The organism is Mucilaginibacter angelicae (assembly GCF_042434235.1).
Classification (GTDB): Bacteria; Bacteroidota; Bacteroidia; order Sphingobacteriales; family Sphingobacteriaceae; genus Mucilaginibacter; species Mucilaginibacter angelicae.
Map to the genome: position 1 here is coordinate 37,235 of NZ_JBHLTS010000073.1, position 22,974 is coordinate 60,208.

Sequence of the window (22,974 nt, forward strand, 5' to 3'; positions counted from 1 at the left end):
TTTTTTTCACGATAACGTTGAAGTAAGAGATTCTTAGGGGGATTCTTCATTAGGATTTGCAGGCTCTTCGATGCAAATGGCATAACTATTGATTAAATAATCTACACCTGTATGTAAAAAGCGTTATTTAACCATAAAATTATGGTTGGGCACTATAAACATTATGCCAACGTTTTTTATGTTTACGCAAATCATTAGATATGAAAACTCTAAAAACACCTTTATTAGCTCTTACTATAGCTGCTTTAGCTATTACTACCCAAGCCTGCAAAACCAAAAAAGCCGTTGTGCAAACACCGCCGCCGGCCCAGCCAACCCAACAAGCTGCAACGCCGCCACCTGCTCCAAAACCTGCTCCCGCTCCGGCACCAGCCCCTGCTCCGGCACCTGAAAAACCAGATTATAATTTCAGCAATATCCAGTTTGAATTTAACTCGGCAGTGTTAAAAACTGCTTCGTACCAAACTTTGGATCATATTGTTAAAGAATTGAAATTAGATCAATCGGTTAAGTTTGTTTTAAATGGTAATGCTTCTGCAGAAGGTACTGCTGAGCATAACATGTCATTATCTGTTGATAGGGCAAACTCTGTAAAACTATACCTTGTAAACAGCGGTGTTAATGCCGATAACCTAACTGTAAAAGGCTGGGGTGAAAGTAAACCGATAGCCGATAACTCGAATGAAGAAGGCCGTGCGCTTAACCGTCGTGTTGAAGTGAAGATTGCACAGTAAATAAAAACTTTTAAATAATACAAAGGCAGCTCATCGGGCTGCCTTTTTTGTTGGGCAAATTATTCTGTGCCATTAACCAGCTGGAAAACCGTGAATAGATGATGGGCCTCATGCAGTATAAAAAAATCAGCCCATTTTATAATGGTAAGTCTGCCATATTTAGGGTGCACCCCAATGCGCAACAGTTCCGTATCGCTGAGCGCCGATAGCAGATCGAAGATAATTGCCCGGTCTGTATTGATGATATCAAGCAGTTCGGCCAGGCCCATCAACCTGAAAGGTGCAAACTCCGGATCCAGATCGCCATTGTAGCGGTCAAATATGGGCGTATCCTCATTAATGATCTGATGTACGCGCGCTGTAAATATTTTCTGATAACGGGCCAGGTGGGCAATGTTATCTAAAGCGCTCCATTTGCCGGATGCCGGAGGGGTAGTTAGCTTATCATTGCTTATACCTGCAACCAATTGCGCCATAGTTTGGTGCTGGGTTTTTAACCTTTCGGAAAGGGAGGTGTAAATTTTCATATGCTTGGGCGAAAATGAAACTTTGTTTAAAGATAAAATGATGTATTGATTTGAGACTGTATTTGGATGAGGTTTATTCATCAATTCTGTTTACAGCTTCTTCAATATCTTCCTTAATAAATATCCATTCTTTGTTTTTTAAACAAATAGGGTCAAGGTCATCATCGGCATCTGAAAAGTTTGTGAAATTATTTATGATGAGATGCTTGTTGTGTCCATTCAAATCGTTGCCTGTGCAGATCTATCATATCAGCTATGGCATACCGAGCAAGTAGCTCATGTAAATCCCAAAAGTCTTTTTTTCTGCCACCTCTTTGTATTACATCTACTTTCATCGCAATTATCTCTTCTACGGTTGCTATGCGTAAATTATCTTCCTCAATAGCGTCCTGAAAAAAGGGATCCATGGAATAATATAGATCTAACTTTACAACATTATCCGGGTTTGTACCAATAAGATATGATTTTCCCATGCCCGGATTGCCACCAAACTCTGCTTCAACATAGCTGAATTCTTTTTTCAGGAAGCTTTCAATAGCATCAAAATCAACAGAACCATAGGTGGCGTCTGTAAAAAGGTCAATTCTACTGATATCCGATGGCCTAAATACAAACTTAAGGCGGTGCCGCCAACAAGCCTGAAATCTTTAAGCTCATCGGCTTTCATTAAGCTCTTAAGGCAGTTTTTTAAAAGATCATTTACAGTATTCCAACGCAGCATATTATTTTGATTTTAAATGGCCCATTATCTTCGGTCTATTATTTTCGATGGTGGCGTTGTCTGCTACTGCTTTTACTTTGTCTTCGCCATAAAATCTGATAATTTCTTTTTTTTCCTGCTCATTTCCCCTTGCAAACACACGTTGAATAACAGCTTTATGCTGTTGCTCCCAGTCAATTTTATTCATGTCGGTGTCCCAGAATAGTATTTTTCTAATAATTGAGAGATCAGGATGCTTGTTTAAGTTGTTTTTTTGCTGCTCTTTTTTTATTTCATAATAAGCCTGGAGCAAAAGCATCGTTCCTTCTTCCATACCTAAAGCCTTATCTATTTTTAATGAAAGTGCAGGCGTTAATCCTCTTTGGCCTTTTGTTATGCCATTTAACGTTTGCGGGTACTCCTGCAATGAAAGCGCGAATGGGCCTTTCTTAAGATTTCGTTTCTTAAGCTCACGTTCAAGTACAATCCCGGGATGAATTCCCTTGTATTTTTCTAATACAGCTTTCATTATTTATAAACAAATTTGTTTATAAATAATGGTTTATGCAAATTTCAATTTATGGCATCTGGACAGATTAAGGATATAATGTTCTTCGTTACCGATTATCCATCATAAAATGATACGATTTTACCAATGATTGAGCCGTTTTGTGTAAAATGATTGCTTTAATTTGGAACGTGCAAAACTGTTCGTTGTGCTGTATGTTAAAGCATCATAGCTCCGGCCATTTTTAACCTTCCTGCTTTTGTTGAAAACATAAATTTAACCAGCTCTGGCGCAGGTAATGTGATCGCCTATGAATAAATATAAACTATATGCCGGTTTATTTTGCACCGGTGCAATAGCTCTTGTTTCGGGTGCATGGCAGGCTAAGCCTGTAAAGCAAACTGAACCGCCAAAGAAGCGGCCCAACATCATTGTGATCATGGCTGATGACCTTGGGTTTTCTGATATTGGCTGCTATGGTGGCGAGGTTAATACACCTAATATCAATTATCTTGCTCAAAATGGTATCCGGTACAGGCAATTCTATAACACATCGCGTTGCTGCCCAACAAGAGCATCTTTACTCACAGGTTTATATAATCAACAAGCAGGTATAGGCAAAATGACCGATGCCGAAGATGAGCCTGGCTATCTCGGCCACATTTCCGATAACGCAGTAACCCTTGCTGAAGTACTGAAATCTGCCGGTTACCATACGGCCATGTCGGGTAAGTGGCATGTATCCAATACCAATGGGCAACCTAATGCCCAGGATCAGATGGCCTGGTTAAACCATCATAAAGACTTTGCCGATTTTTCGCCCATTAGCCAGTATCCAACCAGTCGCGGGTTTGAGAAATTTTTCGGTACTATTTGGGGCGTGGTTGATTTTTATGATCCCTTTAGTTTGGTTAACGGTACTACGCCCATTAAAACAGTCCCTAAAAACTACTATCATACAGATGCTATTAACGATACGGCAGTGGCTTACATCAAGGGCTACGCTAAATCGTTAAAGCCGTTCTTTTTGTACGTTGCCGAAAATGCCCCGCACTGGCCGTTGATGGCAAAGCCTGAGGATATTGCCAGATATAAAGACACGTACAAAGTTGGCTGGCAGGCCATCCGTGAAGCGAGATATAAAAAAATGGTGAAGCTTGGCCTCATCGACCCAACTAAAACTAAGCTGTCCGACCGATGGAAGGGCGATCTGCAATGGGAAAACAACCCGGATAAAGATTGGGATGCCAAGGCCATGGCTGTTCATGCTGCCATGATCGACAGGATGGATCAGGGTATAGGCAGGATTATTAAAACACTGAAAGAAACCGGTCAGCTGGATAATACGCTTATTGTTTTCCTGTCGGATAATGGGGCAAGCGCCGAAAACTGTGCCGCTTATGGCCCAGGATTTGACCGCCCCAATGAAACCCGCGATGGCCGTAAAATAGTTTACGCCACTAAAAAAGAAGCTTTGCCGGGCCCTGAAACTACTTATTCATCAATTGGAGCCCGTTGGGCAAATGTGGCTAATACACCATATGAGTATTGGAAGGCCGAATCATATGAGGGAGGTATTCATACCCCGATGATCGCTTTCTGGCCAAAGGGTATTGTTGCTAACAAAGGAGGTTTTGATGATCATGTAGGCCATGTGATGGATTTCATGAGCACTTTTGTTGAACTGGCCGGGGCTAAGTATCCTAAAACATATAAAGGGCATAACATTCCGCCAACTACAGGGATCAGCCTTGTGCCAACATTTAAAGGCAAACAAACGACTGGGCATGAAGATCTTTTTAATGAACATTTCGGCGCCCGGTACGCACGTTCAGGAAACTGGAAGCTGGTATCGCTTAGCAATGACTCTACCTGGCATTTATATGATCTTACACAGGACAAAACCGAAATAACCGATCTGAAATCTAAATACCCTGGCAAGGTACACCAATTGGATAGTCTTTGGCATGCCTGGGCAAATACACATCAGGTATTTCCAAAGCCGGGCAAATAATGCAAACCAATAAAACACGAATAGAATAATTAATTTAAAACCGAACATCAATAATTTATGAATCGCATTTTCAAAAAAACGTATCTGCTCGTTTCCGGACTGGCTGCTTCGTTTGTTGCACAAACAGCTTTGGCTCAGGATAAAATGCCATCCTATCCGCTGATCACGCACAACACGTATTTCAGCATCTGGTCAAATACCGATAAGTTGAACGAATCGACCACCAAACACTGGACTGGTAAGGATCAGTCGATGTTAGGTATTATTAAGGTTGATGGTAATTACTATCGTTTTATGGGGGCATCTGCCGTTAATTACAGAACCATTTTAGCGGCTACCGACGAAAAATCATACAGCAGCCAGTACCAGGCCGAAACAGCGCCTGCCGATGGCTGGGAAAAACCAGGTTTTAATGATCAAGGCTGGAAAACCGGTACTGCACCGTTTGGTGATGAACGTGCAAGCAAAGGCACTGAGTGGCGGGGTAAAGACATTTGGGTTCGTCGTAAATTCAATATTGCCGAACTGCCTAAAGGTCGTTTGATGCTGAAGATCTATCATGATGATGAAGCCGAAGTATACCTGAATGGTCAGCAGATTGCTGCTGAAGGTGGCGCTAATGGCGATTTTGAAACTGTTGCATTATCAGCCAGCGCAAAATCAAATTTAAAGGTGGGTGAGAATGTTTTGGCTATACATTGCAAAAACACCGGTGGCGGCTCATTCATTGATGCCGGCCTTGCCGAAGAAGTATTGAGCAAAGATGACGAAGCCGTTAAACTGGCTGAACAAACCAGCGTTAAAGTTACTGCTACCCAAACGGTATATAACTTTAAAGCAGGTGAGGTTAACCTGAAACTTACTTTCACCTCGCCATTGGTAATGAGCGACCTGAAATTATTTGCTACCCCGGTATCATATATCACTTACCAGCTAAAATCTACAGATGGTAAGGCGCATGATGTGCAGATTTACCAGGGGGTATCAAGCAACGTTGCTGTAAATACACCATCGCAAGAAGTTACAGCATCAAAATACAGCCAGAACGGGCTTAAACTGTTAAAAGCAGGCACCGTTGAACAACCGGTACTGCAAAAAAAAGGCGATAACCTACGAATTGACTGGGGCTATGTTTATGTAGCTTCATCAACTGCAGGCGCTAAACAATACATCACTCCCGAAGGTGACGCTGTATCTGCCTTTATGGGTGCTCAAGCCGGCACTGCTACGGCAACTGGCAAGCAATTAATGCTGAATACCGTATTGCCGTTTGGCAAAGTAAGCGCTGCCCCGGTATCTAAATTTATTTCGGTTGGGTATGATGATATCTATTCGATACAATACTTCAAAACCAATTTAAGGCCCTGGTGGCGTAATACCGCGGGTGCTACTATTGAAGGCGTACTGAGCGATGCTACAAAGAACTACGCTAAAGTAATAGGTACCTGTATTAAAACCGATGCTAAAATATACCAGGATGCTGTTAAAGCAGGAGGTGAGAAATATGCCAAACTTTGCGTTATGGCTTATCGCCAAAGCATAGCGGCGCATCAGTTGGTTAAAAGTCCTGAGGGAGATTTGTTGTTCCTCTCAAAAGAGAACTTCAGCAACGGGTCCATCAATACGGTTGACGTTACCTATCCTTCGGCACCTATGTACCTACTTTATAACCCTGAGCTGATGAAAGGCATGCTGACCGGCATCTTCTACTTCAGCGAAAGCGGTAAATGGAACAAGCCTTACTCATCGCATGATTTAGGTACCTACCCATTGGCTAATGGTCAAACTTATGGTGAAGATATGCCTGTTGAGGAAAGCGGTAACATGATCATACTTACAGCGGCTATTGCCAAAGTTGAAGGCAATGCCAATTATGCAAAAAAACACTGGAAAACATTAACCATTTGGACTGATTACCTTGCTAAGGCAGGTTTTGATCCGGGTAACCAATTGTGTACCGACGACTTTGCCGGTCACCTGGCGCATAATGCCAACTTATCTGTAAAAGCTATTGTGGCTATTGATGCCTACGGCGAACTGGCCGGTATGATGGGCGATGCTGTTACTGCAAAAAAATACAAAGCCATGGCTAAAGAAATGGCTGTTAAATGGGAAGAGAAAGATAACGCCGGCGACCACTACGCTTTAGTTTTCGATAACAAAAACACCTGGAGCCAGAAATATAACATGGTTTGGGATAAAGTATTAGGTCTGCACCTGTTTCCGCAAAAGGTTTACGATACCGAATTTAAGTATTACCTGGCTCACCAAAATGATTTTGGCCTGCCATTGGATAGCCGTAAAACTTATTCAAAAAGCGACTGGATATTGTGGACAGCAACCATGGCTGATAACAAAGCAGATTTCAACGCTTTAATTGCCCCGGTTTACAAATTTGCAACCGAAACCCCATCGCGTGTACCACTGAGTGACTGGCATGAAACTACCAACGGTAAGATGGTAGGTTTTCAGGCCCGGAGCGTGGTTGGTGGTTATTACATGAAAACTTTGAGGGATAAATTGGCGGCGAAGTAAATGCTGGAAATTTCCTGATTGAACAAAGGGCCTGCATTCGCGGGCCTTTTGTTGTTTAAGTCTTCCACTCTTGTTGTGGTCGAAGTTAGCGATAGCGAAACTTCGATCAGTAATAGTTCGGAAGATGAAAGTTGCCTGGAAAATAAACAAAAACCATGTCGTTGCGAGCGCAGCGTGGCAATCTCGTCGGATGCAGAGCGAACCTGCAAAGTGTTTATGCACAGCTAAGAGATTGCCACGTCGCCCCAATGCTCCCTCCTTGCCGCTCCTCGCAATGACATTTTTTTTAACACCTGCGGTGTTTTCACCGCACCAGCCATCACTTTCTCCTAACACTACAATCATCATTATTTGATATTAAATAATTAGGTTTTATGATTACTTTCATGCTTCGTTAGCTATAATAATCTTTATGCCGCTCCCTTTGAAAAAAATATTGGTTAAAACGCTTAAAATAAGCGCAATTACTATTGTAAGTTTGTTGCTGTTAATGTTTCTGTTGCCGTACCTGTTTCCCGAAACGGTGACTCAAAAAATAAAACAATGGGCTGCAGGCAGCGTAAACAGCAAGCTTTCGTTTTCAAGCACCCGCTTGTCATTCTTTAAAAAGTTCCCGTCGCTTACCCTTACGCTTAATGATTTTGTACTCAATGGTAGTGTGCCTTTTCAGAATGATACGCTGATTTCGGCTAAAGAAATTTCATTGGCTATCGATCTTTCATCGGTGTTTAAAAGCAAGATCAACGTAAACAAGATCTATCTCGATCACGCATTGATCAACATTCAGGTTGACAGCGCGGGTAAAGCCAATTATAACGTTTACAAATCATCTCCTCCAAAGGAGGACAATAAAGCCGATACCGCCAGTGCATCCTTAGGGATTGAACAGATATTGATAGAAAAAAGCCATTTGGTTTATGACGACCGTTCGCTGCCTATGCAGATCAACGCGCGGGAGCTTAACTATAAGGGCAGCGGCGATTTAAGCAAAGATATCTTCGACCTTTACAGTCATGTAGATGCTGCTTCGGTCGATTTTTATTACGGCAATAAAGCTTATGTGCTTAAGAAAAAAGTAAATGCTGATCTGGTTACCAGCATCAATACCAAATCATTGGCATTTGCCTTTCAAAAAAACGACCTGCTCATTAACAAGCTCCCGGTTAAATTTAAAGGTCGGTTTGAGTTTTTGAAAGATGGTTATGATATGGATTTCAAGATCAGGAGCGATCAGAATGATCTTGGGGATGTTTTTACCGCCATCCCGGATGAATACGCCAAATATGTCGACAATATGGATATCAGCGGTAACGGTATCATCCAGCTTGACCTTAGCGGAAAGTACATCGCCTCAAAAAATATCATGCCTAATTTGAGTATCAGCATGAAAGTGCGCGATGGTTCCATCGTTAACAAGAGTACCCCTGCACCGGTTAAAAACCTGTACCTGAATATGGATGCCAGTTTGCCGGGTCTCAACCCCGATAGCTTAACCCTTAATGTCGATTCGGTTTATTTTAATATCGGTAAGGATTACTTCGGTTCGGTATTGAAAGTAAAGGGGATTAAATCGCCATATATTTATGCCAAGGTGAATACCGAAATTGACCTGGAGCAATGGTATAAAGTTTTTGGAATTAAGCCGTTCCAGGTGAAGGGCAGGTATGGATTACATTTACTGGCCGAGGGTAAATACACCACCGGTATCAGAAAAACAGGCTTAAGGAAAAAGATGGATACGGTAATTACCAGCATTCCCCAATTTAAACTCAGGTCGACATTCAGGAATGGATATTTTAAATACACCAAACTGCCGCAAGCCATCAACAATATCAGTTTTGACCTGGATGCCGCCTGCCCCGATCATAATATTGCCAACGCCACCATGGATGTGCGCAATCTGAACATCAATGCGCTGAATAATTACATAAAGGGCTATCTGAAACTAAGCAATAAGGCCGGAGCTTTGATTGATGCCGGTTTAAATGCCAAATTTCATTTAGATGATATCAAACAGTTTTACCCGGTTGACAGCATTGACTTCCGCGGCGATTTTGATGCAAACCTGCAAAGCAAAGGCCGGTATATTCCTGCCCGCCGGATCTTCCCGGTTACCAATGCCGAAATCAACCTGAAGAACGGTTACATCCAAACAAAATATTATCCGCACCCTATGCAAAATGTGCAGGTAAGCGTAAATATTTTTAACAATACAGGTTCATTAAAAGGGCTTAAGGTGAACATTAAACCGGTATCGTTCAATTTTGAAGGGCAGCCATTTTTACTGAGGGCCAATCTGCGCAATTTTGATGATCTTGATTATAATGTGGCCTCCCGCGGCAGTTTGGATTTAGGCAAAATTTATAAAGTGTTTGCCGTAAAAGGGTATGATGTAAATGGTTTTGTAAGCACCAATTTTAAACTGCAAGGCAAGCAAAGCGATGCTACTGCAGGCCGGTATGATAAGCTGGCCAATTCGGGCAGTATGAAGGTGAAGAATATCAAACTTACCACCGAGTTGTTCCCCAAACCGTTTTTTATCACTAATGGCGTATTCAGCTTTAACCAGGATAAAATGAAGTTTGACCAGTTTAAGGCTAACTATGGTAAATCAATAGTGGTGCTTGATGGTGCTTTATCCAATGTGATAGGTTACGCGCTTCAGCCAAATTCGCCGCTGAAAGGCGAGTTTAACTTAAAAAGCGATTTGATCATTGCTGATGATTTTATGGCATTTGCGGGCGTTCCGCCATCAGCTAAACCATCCAAATCATCAGGTGTAATACTGGTGCCAACCAACCTCGACCTTAATTTTGCTGCTGATGTAAAAAAAGTAAAATATAGTGGTTTAGATATCAGCGATGCCAAAGGTGCTATGAACATTACTAACGGGCAGATCATCCTTAAACAGGCCGGTTTCAGCCTGATAGGTGCGCCAGTGGTTATGGACGCCACTTATGGCAGCATCAATCCGCAGAAAGCTTTTTTTGATTACCACATTAGCGCTAAAGAATTTGATATCCAAAGGGCTTACCGCGAGATCAAGCTGTTTCATGATATGGCTACTTCGGCAGAACATGTGCAGGGCATTGTATCGTTGGATTATAAGCTGGCCGGCAAGCTTAACAGCGATATGAAACCGGTTTATCCGTCATTAAAAGGTGGAGGTGTGCTATCTGTAAAACAGGTAAAAGTATACGGGTTGAAATTATTGAGCGCTGTAGGTAAGCAAACCGGACACGATAGCGTTGGCCACGGCGATGTGAAAAAGGTTGATATTAAAACCACAATAGCAAATAACATCATTACTATTGAACGCACCAAAATGCGTATCGCGGGTTTCAGACCGAGGTTTGAAGGCCAGGTAGGTTTGGATGGTAAGCTGAACCTGAAATTCAGGTTAGGGCTGCCGCCTTTCGGTATTTTCGGCATCCCGATGACCATTACCGGTACTCAGGATAAACCACTGATCCATTTGGGTAAGGGTAAAAAAGAGGATGAGCTGAAAGAAACCCAGGACGATGAGTAAATGCAGTTTAGCAGCCCGATGAATGTAAAATAGTTAACATACGGAAGTTAGTTAACATTAAAGTCATATTGAAATGCTTCTTTTGCTTGCCATTTTTATGCTTAAGTGATTAAGAGTGGCTTCTTTTCGTATGAGGATGCCCGCTCAATTTTCAGATATGATTAAACTTTACATCAGGCTTATTCAATTATCGCTGTACCTGTTTTTATTAACAGCGGGTACAACGGCTTTGGCTCAGTCAAACAAAACTGATCGATTTCAGCAACTGCAGTTGCTTGCACAGCAGCATCCCGACTCGGTATTGATCATTCTGAAAAAGATCCATGCCACTGCCGTTCAGGATAATGATAACCTTACTGCTGGCATGAGCCTGCAGCAAATGGGGCAGATCTGTTTTAACCAGGGCCATTACGCACAGGCACTTGATTTTTATTTACATGCTGATAAAGTGTTCGGACAGGTAGGCAATAAAGACTTGCTGGCCGAAAACCTGGGTAAAATGGGGATCCTGTACTATTACAACCGGCAGTCGGATAAATCATTTCAATTGTATAAAAAAGCGCTGGCTTTATACGGGGCAACCAATAATAAAAAAGGCCAGGCCGAAATTTTTGGCGCAATAGGGCACCTGTATGAAAAACATCATAAGTACGACAGCTCTTTTTATTACCAGCGCCTGGCCTTAAGCAGCTACAAGCGAATAGGCGACGATTACGGGCAGGCAAAAATATACGAGAACCTTGGCAGCATTCATGAAGACCTGGCTAATTATGATTCATCATATGCTTGTTTCAAAAAATCATTAGAGATCTACAATAAGTATAACAATGAAGTTGCCAGTATTGAGGTGGTCAATAACATAGGCGATATTTTACGGAAAACGGGTAAATATGAACAGGGGATCGTCCAATCGCGCAAAGCATACGCATTGTCATTAAAAACAGGGAACCTGTACCAGCTGGCCGCCTCCTGCCGTGACCTGGGCAAATCATACCAGCTCATGAACCGGATGGATAGCGCCTACCACTACCTTGAGCTTAGCCGTAAGTATTCACTTGATGTGTATTCGCGGGAAAGTTTGAAGCAGACTTCATTTTTGCAGGTGCTGTATGATATGGATAAAAAAAGTGATGAAATTACGCGCCTTAATAATATCCGTAAAACCAACCAGATAGTTACCATTGCCGGTATTACCATTTTTTTATTGCTTGTTGTACTTGGGTTTGTAACCTTTAGCAGGCAGCGCCTCAAGATCAGGGACCAGCGTGTTTTGGCCGAGCAAAACCGGTCGATATTTGAAGCGCAGCGCGATTTAATGGAGCTGGAGTTGAAGAATAAGCAGCTGGAAGAAGAAAGCCTGAAACAGCAGCTGGACCTTAAGGGACAGGAATTATCATCGCACACGTTAAACCTGATCAAGAACAACCAGCTATTAGAGAGCATGCGCAATACACTGCAGGATATGGTGAAGGAAGATAAGCGCGATCAGAAAAGGCAGATGCAGCAAATTATACTGCAGATAAACCAGAGCTTTAACCACGAGCAACACTGGAAAGAGTTTACTGTTGCTTTTGAACAGGTTCACCAAAGTTTTTTTGATAAGTTAAAACAGCGCAGCAATGATCTTACCTCAACAGATCTGCGCCTGATAGCCCTGCTTAAGGTTAATATGGATTCGAAAGATATAGCCGGTTTGTTAGGCATTTCCATTGATAGCTTGCGGGTGGCCCGCTACCGTTTAAGGAAAAAACTCAATATTGAACAGGGCGAAAACCTTACCACTTTTATACAAGCCCTGTAATACAATTATCCCTCATTTTTTATTGTTTTAACGGCTTAACATTTGCTTAATGTAACGGTAACTGAATGATAATGGAGGTTTGTGTTTTTGTTATATTGCTTAAAATCAATTAATTATATTTTTGTGCTGCTGTTGCGTATACGCCTCATGTAACGCTGTTTCCTTTTTGTAACGGCATGTTTTAATGTAAGTACCGGTGGTTTAAACACCTTTGCCCCGTCAAAAAGCAAATCACAATTGCATTAATCGTTTCGCAAAATGAAAAAATACTTACAAACATTATTATTCCTGCTGTTATGCGTTACCGCCGCTAACGCAGCAAAGCTGAAAGGTCATGTTTATGACCGTAAAACCGGCGAACCAATGGTAGGGGCTACCGTTAGCCTCGACCGAACGAAGATTGCCACGACCACAGGCCTGGATGGTTCGTTTGAATTGAAGGATGTACCAAAGGGCACTTACTCATTACGGGTTTCTTACATCCTGTACACAACCGCAGTGCAGGAGGTTGAAATATCCAAAGATGATACCCCGCACCTGAAAATATACCTCGACGAGGCAAACAAACAATTGCAGGAAATCACGGTAGCATCTCAAAGAAGCGGCTCGACCGAGAGGACGGCCCGCCGTATTGAACAGGAGGCCACGCAGGTAATGAACGTTGTATCTGGCAGGGCCATCGAGGTATCTCCCGATTTAACAGTGGCTAACGTTATTTCCCGTGTATCTGGTGTATCGGTTGAGCGTAATACCAACGGCGATGCCCAGTATCCTATTTTACGTGGTATGGATAAACGGTATAACTATACCCTTGTAAACGGTATCAAAATTCCAAGCCCTGATAACAAATACCGTTACGTACCGCTTGATATTTTCCCTTCCGATCTGCTATCAAGGCTGGAATACTATAAAACGCTAACACCTAATCTTGAAGGTGATGCTGTTGGTGGTGCTGTTAACCTGGTAATGAAGGATGCTCCTCAGCGCTTTGAAATAAACGCTAATATTTCCGGTGGTTATAGTCAGTTGCTTCTTGATCGTAAATTTATGGGCTACGATTATTCAAGCATTAACCACAAATCGCCTTATGAAATCAATGGTAAAACATACCAGGCAACCCAGGCCGATTTTGGTACCGGAACTTTAAACTACTCACTTAAACACCCTGCACCAAACCTTGTTGGTAGCTTGTCATTAGGTCAGCGTTTTTTCAACAACAAATTAGGTGTATTAGTAGCAGGTAGTTACCAGAATACTTACCGGGGTAGCAACAGTGTGTTTTACAATACTAAAGTAGTTCCAACAGCTGAGTATGCCGCGGTTACCAGCAGAGACGACAGGGAATACTCTGAACAGCAAAAACGTTACGGCTTATTTTCAAAGGTTGATTATGTATTAGACAGCCGCAATAAACTGAGCTTTTTTAATACTTATGTTAACCTAACCAGTATCCAGGTCCGCGACGAAAAATCTACCAATTTTTCAACCGACTATGATCCGGATAAAGGAAATGCGCAGTTAGGTTATTCAACCCGCAGTCGTTTTACCGAGCAGCAAATTTACAGCGGAACACTACGCGGTGATCATAAGCTGTTTAACGATAAACTTAAAGTACAATGGTCGGCAGTTTATTCTTCGGCCGAAAATGAAGTGCCTAACAATACTACCATCAGCTTAAATGGTGTGCGCGAAAACTTTGTTGACAGGCGTACTTATCTTACAAATGGTACTTCGCTTACCCATCGTTGGGAGCGTAATACTGATGAGGACAAAGCAGGTTACCTGGACCTTACTTATACTGCGCCAATCGGGGGTGTTAATGTTGATTTCTCTGCAGGTGGTTTATATCGTGATAAAGAGCGTACCAGCTTCTATAACAACTACAACCTTACTGCTGCCAATCCAAGCGCCTTGTATGGTACAGATTTTACGAATTATACCCAGCTGAACTTTAATGTAACCAACCCGGCGGGTGCCGTAAATAACTCTTTAACTAATGATGCATCCGAAAAAATTGGTGCAGGTTATGGTATGTTTAAATTTACTACAAAAACCATCCAGGTAGTTGGTGGCGCACGTGTAGAGCATACTGACCAGGGTTACAGGATGCTTTTCCCCCAGGGAGAATCAAGGCCAACCGGTAACCAAACGTATACCGATGTATTGCCAAGCTTAACGCTGAAATACTTTTTAAGTGACAAACACCAATTGCATGCCTCTTATTTCAAATCAATCAACAGGCCGGGCTTTTATGAGCTTATTCCTGGCGGAAGAATTGGTGACGAGTACAACGAGCGTGGTAATCCCGATCTTAAACATGCCGTTGCTGATAACTACGACTTAAGGTACGAGTTGTTCCCTGATGCGAGCATGCAATTGTTAGCAGGTGCGTTTTACAAAAGGATCACAAATCCTATTGAATACAGCTTCCAGGCCGATGCCACACGCGGACAGGACACTTATTACGTACCGGGTAACTTTGGTACTGCTAAAAATTACGGATTGGAGCTTGATTTCACCAAATTCTTTAACAAGTTTGGTGTAAAGGCAAATTATACCTACACCCACTCACGTATCACTACGCCTAAAGATACTTATGTTACTGATGCTGCTACCGGTGATACGCACAAGATTTCAGTAAATCAAACAAGGCCATTGTACGGTCAGTCAGAACATATCGCCAACTTGTCATTATTGTATAAAGACACAAAAAAAGGCTGGGATGCACAGTTAGCCGGATCTTATACTGGTCCGCGTATCAACACTGTATCACAGTTCCTGAACAATGACCTTTGGCAGCGTGGCTTTATCCAGATGGATGCATCTGCCGAAAAACGTTTCAAAAATAACCTGAGCGTATTTATAAAGGCTGGCAACCTGCTTAACAGCCCGGCTAAATTGTTTCTGAAAGGCACCAACCCTGAAAATGCAACATTAAAAGATGATAACATTGTAGCAAACGGGCAAACATTAATCCGTAGTGACTACTACAAGCAAACGTATTTGATAGGTGTTCGCTATAAACTTTAACATAATTTATCAACCATAAATAAAAGGCATTACAATGAAAATAAAACAAATATTCGCGGCAGTGCTGCTATCGGCCATAGCTTTTAGCAGTTGCAGAAAAGCTAACCTTGATGTTGATACCAGCTCTGCAGATGGTTCTGCAAGTGGTGAGGTATCAGGTGTTTGGGCCAAAGGCAGCACCCAGATCATTAAAGGTGATATTATTATCCCCGAAGGTAAATCGCTCACAATTGAAGAGGGAGTAACTGTACTGATGGATACTGTTGCCAAACCCGAGTTTATAGTAAAAGGCAACCTGTATTCATTAGGTACTGCCGAAAACCCGGTAAGGATAACAGTAAATCCGGAATACCGTACCGATGCCAAAAAATTCGGTAAAATGTGGGGCGGCATCCTTGCAGCTAAAACCTGTGCTGAACTGGTGCTTGACCATACTATTTTAGAATATGGCGGCAATACAACCTCTGACGGTTCAACTTCGGTAAAGTTAGGGCTTTATAAAGCTGTTGCAGGCGAAAACCTTCCTGCATTGTGGTTTTCAAATGTTAATGGTAAACTTATCGTTGTAAATTCAACTGTACGCAACTTCCAGGAGGATTGTACTTACATTGAAGGCGGTAACATCATTTTTGCCAACAATACATTTTATACCACAGGTGTAACCGGCGGTGAAGCCATGAACTTTAAATCGGGCTGTTTGGCAGATGTAGGCTTTAACTTTGTTTACAGTGCTAATACCAATGCTTTAAAGCTATCAAACTCGGGCGATCGTACCCCGCAGGCCTATATCATATGTTATAATAATACTATGGTAAATACCGGCTGGCGCAGGCCATCGGCAAAAGGTGGTTCTATCTGGCTGGAGAACAATGTTCACGCCGATATTTATAACAACCTGTTTGCAAACACCCGTTTTGGTATCAAACGTGATACTAAGTCAACCGAAGATAAGCGTACCATCATCAGCAATAACCTTTACTATGGTTATGATCAAACCACGGTAAACCAGTTTCAGCCATCTAAAGATATTATTGCTGGTGTTAATGAGATCAGAGGTACCAACGCGGGCGATAATGATCCCAAGTTTGTTAACTATCCTGAATCAACCCCGGTTTTAAACGCCGTTTATGATGTAAGCTGGGATTTTCATTTACAAAGCGGCTCGCCTGCTTTAAACCATGGTAAAACAGATTTTACCCGTCACCATGCTGCAGGTATTACCGTAAACGGGATAACTTATGTATCGCCCGATCCGGCTAACTACATCGGCGCTTTCGGAACAAAATAAATTAACTCATAGCAATGATCCTGCATCCCCCTGCAGGATCATTTTTTATTAATAATAATCAATGAATAAATTAAGCAAATTAGCATTTGTAGCATTGGCTGTAGCCATCGGTAATACGGCCTGCGGTCAAAGCCAGGTACGCAACAGTAAAGCCCTTACTATCCCCGGCAGCACGTCGCCCGAAATAAAACCGGTAGTTATTACCGAACCTGTATTGTATGATACCGATGATCCTGCTATCTGGATCAACCCGGCCGATCCGGCTAAAAGCCTTATCATAGGTACCGATAAAAACAGCGAAGGTGCCCTTTACGTGTTCGACCTGCAAGGGAAGATTATTAAGGACAAAGTTGTTCGTGGTTTAAAACGCCCAAACAATGTTGACCTTGCCTACGGTTTAATGCTTGGCGGCAAACCCACCGATATTGTTATTACCACCGAACGGATGACCCATAAGCTCCGGATCTATTCATTGCCTGATATGAAACCTGTAGATAATGGCGGCATTGACGCTTTTGTTGGTGAAACAGGTTTTGAATACCGCGATTTGATGGGAATTTCTATCTATACCTCAAAGGCAGGAAAAATGTATGCCATTGCCGGTCGCAAAAATGGCCCGCAAACAGGCGGATATATCTGGCAGTATTTGCTTGAAGATGACGGTACCGGTAATGTAAAAGCTACGCTGGTACGTAAGTTTGGCAAATACAGCGGCAAAAAAGAAATTGAATCAATTGCTGTTGATAACGAGTTGGGCTATATCTACTACTCAGACGAGCAAACCGGTGTGCGTCAGTATTATGCCGATCCTGAAAAAGGCGACGAGGAACTGGCCATATTCGGAACCTCGGGCTTTAGTGCCGATCATGAGGGGATCTCGATTTATAAATTAACGGATACAACAGGCTATATCCTGGTATCTGACCAGGGCTCAAACCGCTTTCAAATCTTTAGCAGGGAAGGTACTAAAACAAATCATTTTGAGCATAAGCTGCTGAAGATAGCCAACGTTGCCGCAAGGCAAAGCGACGGAAGCGATGTAACAGCTATACCGTTAAACGATACTTTTAAGCATGGTATTTTTGTGGTAATGAGCAACGATAAAACTTTTCACTATTACCGTTGGGAAGATATTGCCGGCAAAGAGCTTAAGGTGAAATAGTAATAAACTATTTGCCGTCCCATCAGGGTCTCTCGCAGAGGACCCTGATGGGACACTTAAAAAACGTCATTGCGAGGTACGAAGCAATCCCCAATAAGCAGAGTAACTATGTAGATTCGCCCTGTAAAGTCGGGGATTGCTTCGTACCTCGCAATGACGCCTTTTTCCAAGTTGCATGTTTTATCCAGAGTTATAATATTGCATTAATGATAGTTAAAAACTCTCGCTGAAAGCTTTCGCCTTTATCGTCATTATACCATTTCTGCAATGCTATCTTCTTTTCGCTCATTTCAACATGATCTTTAACCATTTGCAGGTATAACCGCTGGCATTCTGCCGGGCGGGGGCCCCAGGTAGCGAGGTCAGCACCGTTTTCGTCGGCAATAATGATCTTTGGGATCGATCTGGTACCGTTGGTCAGATAGCTTTCTATCAGAAACGGCGGCGAATCCCTTAACTGGTAATCAACTTTGATGAGCCGATTAAGTTCCGAAAGGCGGTGCAGGAAGGGTATGGTATGTGAAGCGTCGCCACACCAGGCTTCGGTAATAACCGTCCATAATTGTGGTTTGCTGATCCTTTCGATGGCATTTGTCAAATCCGGGTTCAGAATGCCAACCTTTAGCCAACGCTGCTGGCGCGACCAGTTGAGCTTTGTATAATTTAAATAATCCGGATTGTTATAAGGTGCCGCCGGATTGGGACTGTTTAAAATATCGAAAAATAGCTGCTGATAGGCCGTAAAATCCATAACGTTTTGTTTTTGGTACCATCTTAATGGCAGTTCCTTTTGCGGTGGTTAAGTTAAATAATGTACGGGGTAATTTTATTCACTGTACGGTTATTTCAATAAGCTTTACAAGGCTATGATTATTTACTTCACTCTATCCGGCTTACAGATCCTGCAAAAACTGTGTGGGCGTTTTTCCATACTCTTTTTTAAAGGCCTTGGTAAAGTACGATTGGGTTTGGATGCCTACCCGGTAAATTACCTCTGTTAGCAGCACATCTTCATGGGTCATGATCTCAATAGCTTTCTTCAGCCTGATGCTCCTGATAAACTCATTTGGGGCCTGGCCCGAGATCTCCTTAATTTTATGGTAAAGCTTGGTGCGGCTCATGCCTATGGTATTGCAAAGCTGGTCTACGTCAAGGTCGGGATTGCTTAATTCTTTATCAATGATCAGCAGCAGCTTATCCATAAACTCTTTGTCCTTTGATGAATGTACCAGCTCGCGTGCTTCAATATGATGGTTTTTGAGGTAACGCTCCTTTAGTTTTTGCCGTTGTTCAAAAATATTACGGATGCTTAGGGTAAGCAAATTAATGCTGATAGGTTTCGGCAGATACAGATCGGCCCCCGAGTCGATCCCTTCAATTTCGGCCTGCAAAGTGGTTTTGGCGGTAAGCATAATGAAAGGGATGTGACTGGTATCCAGATCGCCTTTTATGGCCTGGCAAAAGTCGATACCGTTCATGCCGGGCATCATTACATCACTGATGATCAGGTCGGGCAGTTGTTCTTTGGCTTTGGTTAAGCCGTCGTGCCCGTCAATAGCTTCGGTTATGGTATAATTTTCATCAAGTGAGTTTTTAATAAACGCCCTGATCTCGTCGTTATCCTCAACTATCAATATCCGGTATTTATGATTGTTGTTGGCCGATATGGTTTTTGCCGGATAAAGCGGCCCGGCAGGGGCGGTGGGTTCCATCTGGATACTCTCCAGCCTGGTACCTCCCGCTTCTGTGGCTTCGCTCCATTTTTCTTTCAGTCCGTAATCGCTTTCGGCAATGGGTAAACCAATAATAATATCGGTACCGGCATACCGCTGACTGTACACATAAATATCCCCTTTGTGCAAAACGGTAAGGCTTTTTACAAAGGCCAACCCTATGCCCGAGCCCAGGTGCGTTTCGGTGATGCGGTAATAGCGTTCAAACAGGTGTTGGATGGAATCTTTAGAAATACCAATACCATTATCCGAGATCCTGATATAAGCATACCTGCCCGCTCGGAAATTATTTTTTAATACAAGCTCATTTTCAAAATCCGATTTAAAAGCTTCCGGGTTATCCAAAATCTCAACAGTTACTACGCCATTAGCCGGGGTATATTTTAAAGAGTTGTTAATGAGGTTCAGCACAATTTTTTCAAGCACCTGCCTGTCAAACCAGGCATTACCCAGGCTATCGTTTAAAACTATATTTAAAGTGATGCCCTTTAGCTGGGCCGCTTCTTTAAACTCGGCAGCAAGCTCGTCAATAAAGGCATTTATATTGCCCGGCATCACTTTCAGGCCTAAGGCTCCTGATTCCACTTTTCTGAAATCCATCAGCTCGTTAATGAGCAGCAACAGGCGGTTGGCGTTCCGGTACATTACCTCGTAGTATTGGCTTGTGGCCGATTTGCCTTTTTCAAGTAATGTTTCCAGCGGGCCCAAGATCAATGACAGCGGCGTACGGAACTCATGCGAAATATTGGTGAAAAATTGCAGCTGTAACTGATGGATCTCCTCGCGTTTTTGTTCTTCTATCCGGCGCAGATCGAGGTTCTTTTTAAAACGCAACAATTGGTATATGATCAACAGAAGGGTTGCCACAACCAATGTCCTGAACCACCAGGTTGCCCAAAAAGGAGGCGTAATGATGATGAGCAGCGATGTAACTTTAGGGTTCCACAAACCGTCATTATTGGCGGCTTTTATCATAAAAGTATAACTGCCGGGAGATAAGTTGGTATAGGAGGCTTTACGCTCGGCCGAGAGGTGCCAGTTAGGATCAAATCCCTCAAGCCGGTATTGGTATTTGTTGTTTTCGGCAGCGGTATAGTTCAGCGCAGCAAAATTTAGGGTGATGCTTGATTGTTTATAATTTAGCTGTACTGTGTTGGTTACGCTGATATCCGTTTTTAAAGGTGAGCCTGAAACATCAGGATAAACTGTTTTATCAAATACCTGCAAACCGGTTATGTAAACCGGCGGCACATATGGGTTGGCTTTGATAGTGGCCGGATTAAATACATTAAACCCGTTTACACCGCCAAAATACAGGTTGCCGTTTTGCGCCTTTAAACATGAGTTCACCTCAAACTCCTGGCCCTGCAAGCCATCGGCTATGTTGTATTTGGTAAACTGAAAGCTTTGCGGGTTAAATTTAGTAATGCCGTTTGCTCCCGAAATCCAGAAGTTGCCAATATTATCTTCCTCAATTCCTTTAATCACATCGGTACCTAAACCGGCTTTATCAGTATAAATATCAAACCTGTTTTTGGCGGTATTAAATAAATAAAGACCGTTTTGCCCTATCCATACCCTCCCCCGGCTATCCACAAAAATTATCCGCAGATCGGGTAGTTTTTCCTGCTTGTCAAAATAATGACTGATGTGTTTGCTGCGCAGGTTATAGCAGTTTAAGCCGCCATCATCTGTACCTATCCACAGGTTTTTGTTCCGGTCTTCATTTACGGAAACAATGTTGTTGCCTGTTAGCCTTGTTTTTTTATCGGGGGCTTCGTTAAAGCGTTTAAATTGCAGGCTTTGCTCGTTGAGCAGGTTAAGGCCGCCGTAATAGGTAGCAATCCAGAAATTTCCATCGCTATCCTTAAAAGCTTGTTGTACAAAGTTGGAGCTGATGGAGGTTGCATCGGCCGGGTTGCTGGTAAAATGCCTGAAATTGCCGGTGGCCTTGTCAAAACAATTGAGTCCGCCGCCCCAGGTACTTATCCACACCTTTTTTTCATTTGCTTTGTAGATATCCAGTACTGCATCGGCAGCAAGGCTTTGGCTGTTGTTGGGGTTGTAACGATGGTATTTAAAAGTGTTTTTTACGGGATCATAAATATTGATGCCGCCGCCATCGGTACCTATCCAGATGTTATGGTTTTCATCCTCACAAAAAGCCCTTACATCATTATAGCTTAGGCTGTTATTGTCGGGCTCGTTTTGCAGCAGTTTGAATTTATTAGCCTTGGGCGTGTACAGATTAACGCCTGCCCGGTGCGTACCAACCCAAAGGTTACTCTGATCATCCTCAAAGATGGCCGATACCGTGCGTTGCGATAGACTGCTTGAGTTTTCAGATACGTTTTGATAATTGCTGAATGTGCCGCTTTGCGGGTTAAACAGGCTTAAGCCGCCATTGATGCCCCCGGCCCAGATATTGCCTTTACGATCGGCCAGCAGGCATTTTACCTGATTGTTAGCAAGGCTTCCGTCGCCATCGCGCTGATGCTGGTAACGTTTAGCGGTTTTGGTTTTAAAATCGAGCACCATCAATCCGCCGTTTTCTATCCCGAGCCAAAGGTTATGCTGGCGGTCTTCCTGTATGGTGTTTACCGGCAGGCTAATGGTACTGTATCCTTCAAAATTAATTTGATTATTAAAGGTGTGCTTTTGCCTGTCAAAGCTTTTTAATCCTTTTTCTGTCCCTATCCATAGCGTGTTTGCACTATCCTCAAAAATATAATTGACGGTATTGCCGGGCACATCGGCAAAATGCTGAAAGGAATTGCTGCCCGGCAAGTACAGGTTAAGCCCTCCGTCTACCGTACCTATCCAAAGGTTTTCCTTTCTGTCATTATAAATGCAGTTGATGATATTGCCCGATATGGATTGCCTGTTGGCGGCTGAGTATTTATAACGGGTGAAAGTATTTTTAAACTGGTTGAACCTGTTAAGGCCATTGCTGGTACCTATCCACAATTGATGATGGCTATCTTCATACAAGCAACGGATATAATCATCGCTGATACTCGATGTATTTGCCGGATTATTTTTAAAAACCGTCATCTGGTAACCATCATAACGGTTCAGGCCATCCCTTGTGCCAAACCATATAAAACCCCGGTGGTCCTGATAAATGGTTTCAACCGTGCTGTTTGATAATCCCTGAAAACTGTTGATGTGGCTGAACTTCAGTTTAGGTGCCTGCGCTGATGTTGGTTGTGCAAAACAAAATAAAGCAACCGCCAATCCGCAGGCAAGCATCTCTATACTGCACAGCCAACTGCTTAGCTTAAACATCTTATTACGTGGCACGGGTAATTCTAACTAAAAAACAAAAGCAACTATTGGGTTTCAATTGGTATTGAACAATATTAACAATAAATGTTAAAAATACAGCTAAAATTACTGTTCCTGCTGTTTTT

14 protein-coding genes are annotated in these 22,974 nt (G+C 42.7%); 8 read left to right on the forward strand and 6 right to left on the reverse strand.

All coding sequences use genetic code 11. The features are described 5' to 3' along the window. Positions 1 to 200 precede the first annotated feature (200 nt). The gene (locus ACFFGT_RS24020; RefSeq protein WP_377025057.1) at positions 201 to 734 is read left to right on the forward strand and encodes an OmpA family protein; all 534 of its coding nucleotides are present in this window, start codon (positions 201 to 203) and stop codon (positions 732 to 734) included. A gap of 59 nt (positions 735 to 793) precedes the next feature. Here the strand turns inward: ACFFGT_RS24020 and ACFFGT_RS24025 are convergent, their stop codons facing one another. The 4 genes from ACFFGT_RS24025 to ACFFGT_RS24040 all read right to left on the reverse strand — a co-directional run bounded on the left by ACFFGT_RS24025 (position 794) and on the right by ACFFGT_RS24040 (position 2,490). After that, entirely contained in the window at positions 794 to 1,261 is a 468-nt protein-coding gene (locus ACFFGT_RS24025; protein WP_377025058.1) for a DinB family protein, read from the reverse strand. Between the two features lie 188 nt (positions 1,262 to 1,449). Continuing rightward, positions 1,450 to 1,854 carry a nucleotidyl transferase AbiEii/AbiGii toxin family protein gene (locus ACFFGT_RS24030; protein WP_377025124.1) on the reverse strand — a complete coding sequence of 135 codons (405 nt, stop codon included), beginning with the start codon at positions 1,852 to 1,854 and terminating at the stop codon, positions 1,450 to 1,452. Further along, a complete protein-coding gene (locus ACFFGT_RS24035; protein WP_377025059.1) occupies positions 1,782 to 1,982 on the reverse strand; it encodes a hypothetical protein in 201 nt (66 codons plus the stop codon). Before ACFFGT_RS24035 ends, ACFFGT_RS24030 begins: the two co-directional genes overlap by 73 nt. 1 nt (position 1,983) lies before the next feature. After that, the gene (locus ACFFGT_RS24040; RefSeq protein ID WP_377025060.1) at positions 1,984 to 2,490 is read right to left on the reverse strand and encodes a helix-turn-helix transcriptional regulator; all 507 of its coding nucleotides are present in this window, start codon (positions 2,488 to 2,490) and stop codon (positions 1,984 to 1,986) included. Between the two features lie 289 nt (positions 2,491 to 2,779). Between ACFFGT_RS24040 and ACFFGT_RS24045 the strand changes: the two genes are divergently transcribed. The 7 genes from ACFFGT_RS24045 (at position 2,780) to ACFFGT_RS24075 (ending at position 17,828) form a co-directional block, all read left to right on the forward strand. Beyond that, on the forward strand, positions 2,780 to 4,483 hold the full coding sequence (locus tag ACFFGT_RS24045) for an arylsulfatase (RefSeq protein WP_377025061.1): 1,704 nt from the start codon (positions 2,780 to 2,782) through the stop codon (positions 4,481 to 4,483). 57 nt (positions 4,484 to 4,540) lie between these two features. Then, positions 4,541 to 7,018, forward strand: a complete 2,478-nt coding sequence (locus ACFFGT_RS24050; RefSeq protein WP_377025062.1) for a glutaminase family protein — start codon at positions 4,541 to 4,543, stop codon at positions 7,016 to 7,018. 424 nt (positions 7,019 to 7,442) lie between these two features. Further along, positions 7,443 to 10,547, forward strand: a complete 3,105-nt coding sequence (locus ACFFGT_RS24055) for an AsmA family protein (protein ID WP_377025063.1) — start codon at positions 7,443 to 7,445, stop codon at positions 10,545 to 10,547. Between the two features lie 157 nt (positions 10,548 to 10,704). Beyond that, positions 10,705 to 12,348 (forward strand): tetratricopeptide repeat protein, encoded by a 1,644-nt coding sequence (locus ACFFGT_RS24060; RefSeq protein ID WP_377025064.1) that lies wholly within the window; start codon positions 10,705 to 10,707, stop codon positions 12,346 to 12,348. Between the two features lie 258 nt (positions 12,349 to 12,606). Beyond that, entirely contained in the window at positions 12,607 to 15,378 is a 2,772-nt protein-coding gene (locus ACFFGT_RS24065; RefSeq protein WP_377025065.1) for a TonB-dependent receptor, read from the forward strand. 34 nt (positions 15,379 to 15,412) lie between these two features. Then, the gene (locus ACFFGT_RS24070; protein WP_377025066.1) at positions 15,413 to 16,666 is read left to right on the forward strand and encodes a right-handed parallel beta-helix repeat-containing protein; all 1,254 of its coding nucleotides are present in this window, start codon (positions 15,413 to 15,415) and stop codon (positions 16,664 to 16,666) included. A 61-nt stretch (positions 16,667 to 16,727) separates the two neighbouring features. Continuing rightward, positions 16,728 to 17,828 carry a phytase gene (locus tag ACFFGT_RS24075; protein WP_377025067.1) on the forward strand — a complete coding sequence of 367 codons (1,101 nt, stop codon included), beginning with the start codon at positions 16,728 to 16,730 and terminating at the stop codon, positions 17,826 to 17,828. Between the two features lie 190 nt (positions 17,829 to 18,018). On the opposite strand, the gene ACFFGT_RS24080 is transcribed toward ACFFGT_RS24075, so the two are convergent. Together ACFFGT_RS24080 and ACFFGT_RS24085 are read right to left on the reverse strand one after the other, a co-directional pair. Then, on the reverse strand, positions 18,019 to 18,579 hold the full coding sequence (locus tag ACFFGT_RS24080; RefSeq protein ID WP_377025068.1) for a thioredoxin family protein: 561 nt from the start codon (positions 18,577 to 18,579) through the stop codon (positions 18,019 to 18,021). A 142-nt stretch (positions 18,580 to 18,721) separates the two neighbouring features. Then, positions 18,722 to 22,864 carry a hybrid sensor histidine kinase/response regulator transcription factor gene (locus ACFFGT_RS24085; RefSeq protein ID WP_377025069.1) on the reverse strand — a complete coding sequence of 1,381 codons (4,143 nt, stop codon included), beginning with the start codon at positions 22,862 to 22,864 and terminating at the stop codon, positions 18,722 to 18,724. Positions 22,865 to 22,974 lie beyond the last annotated feature (110 nt).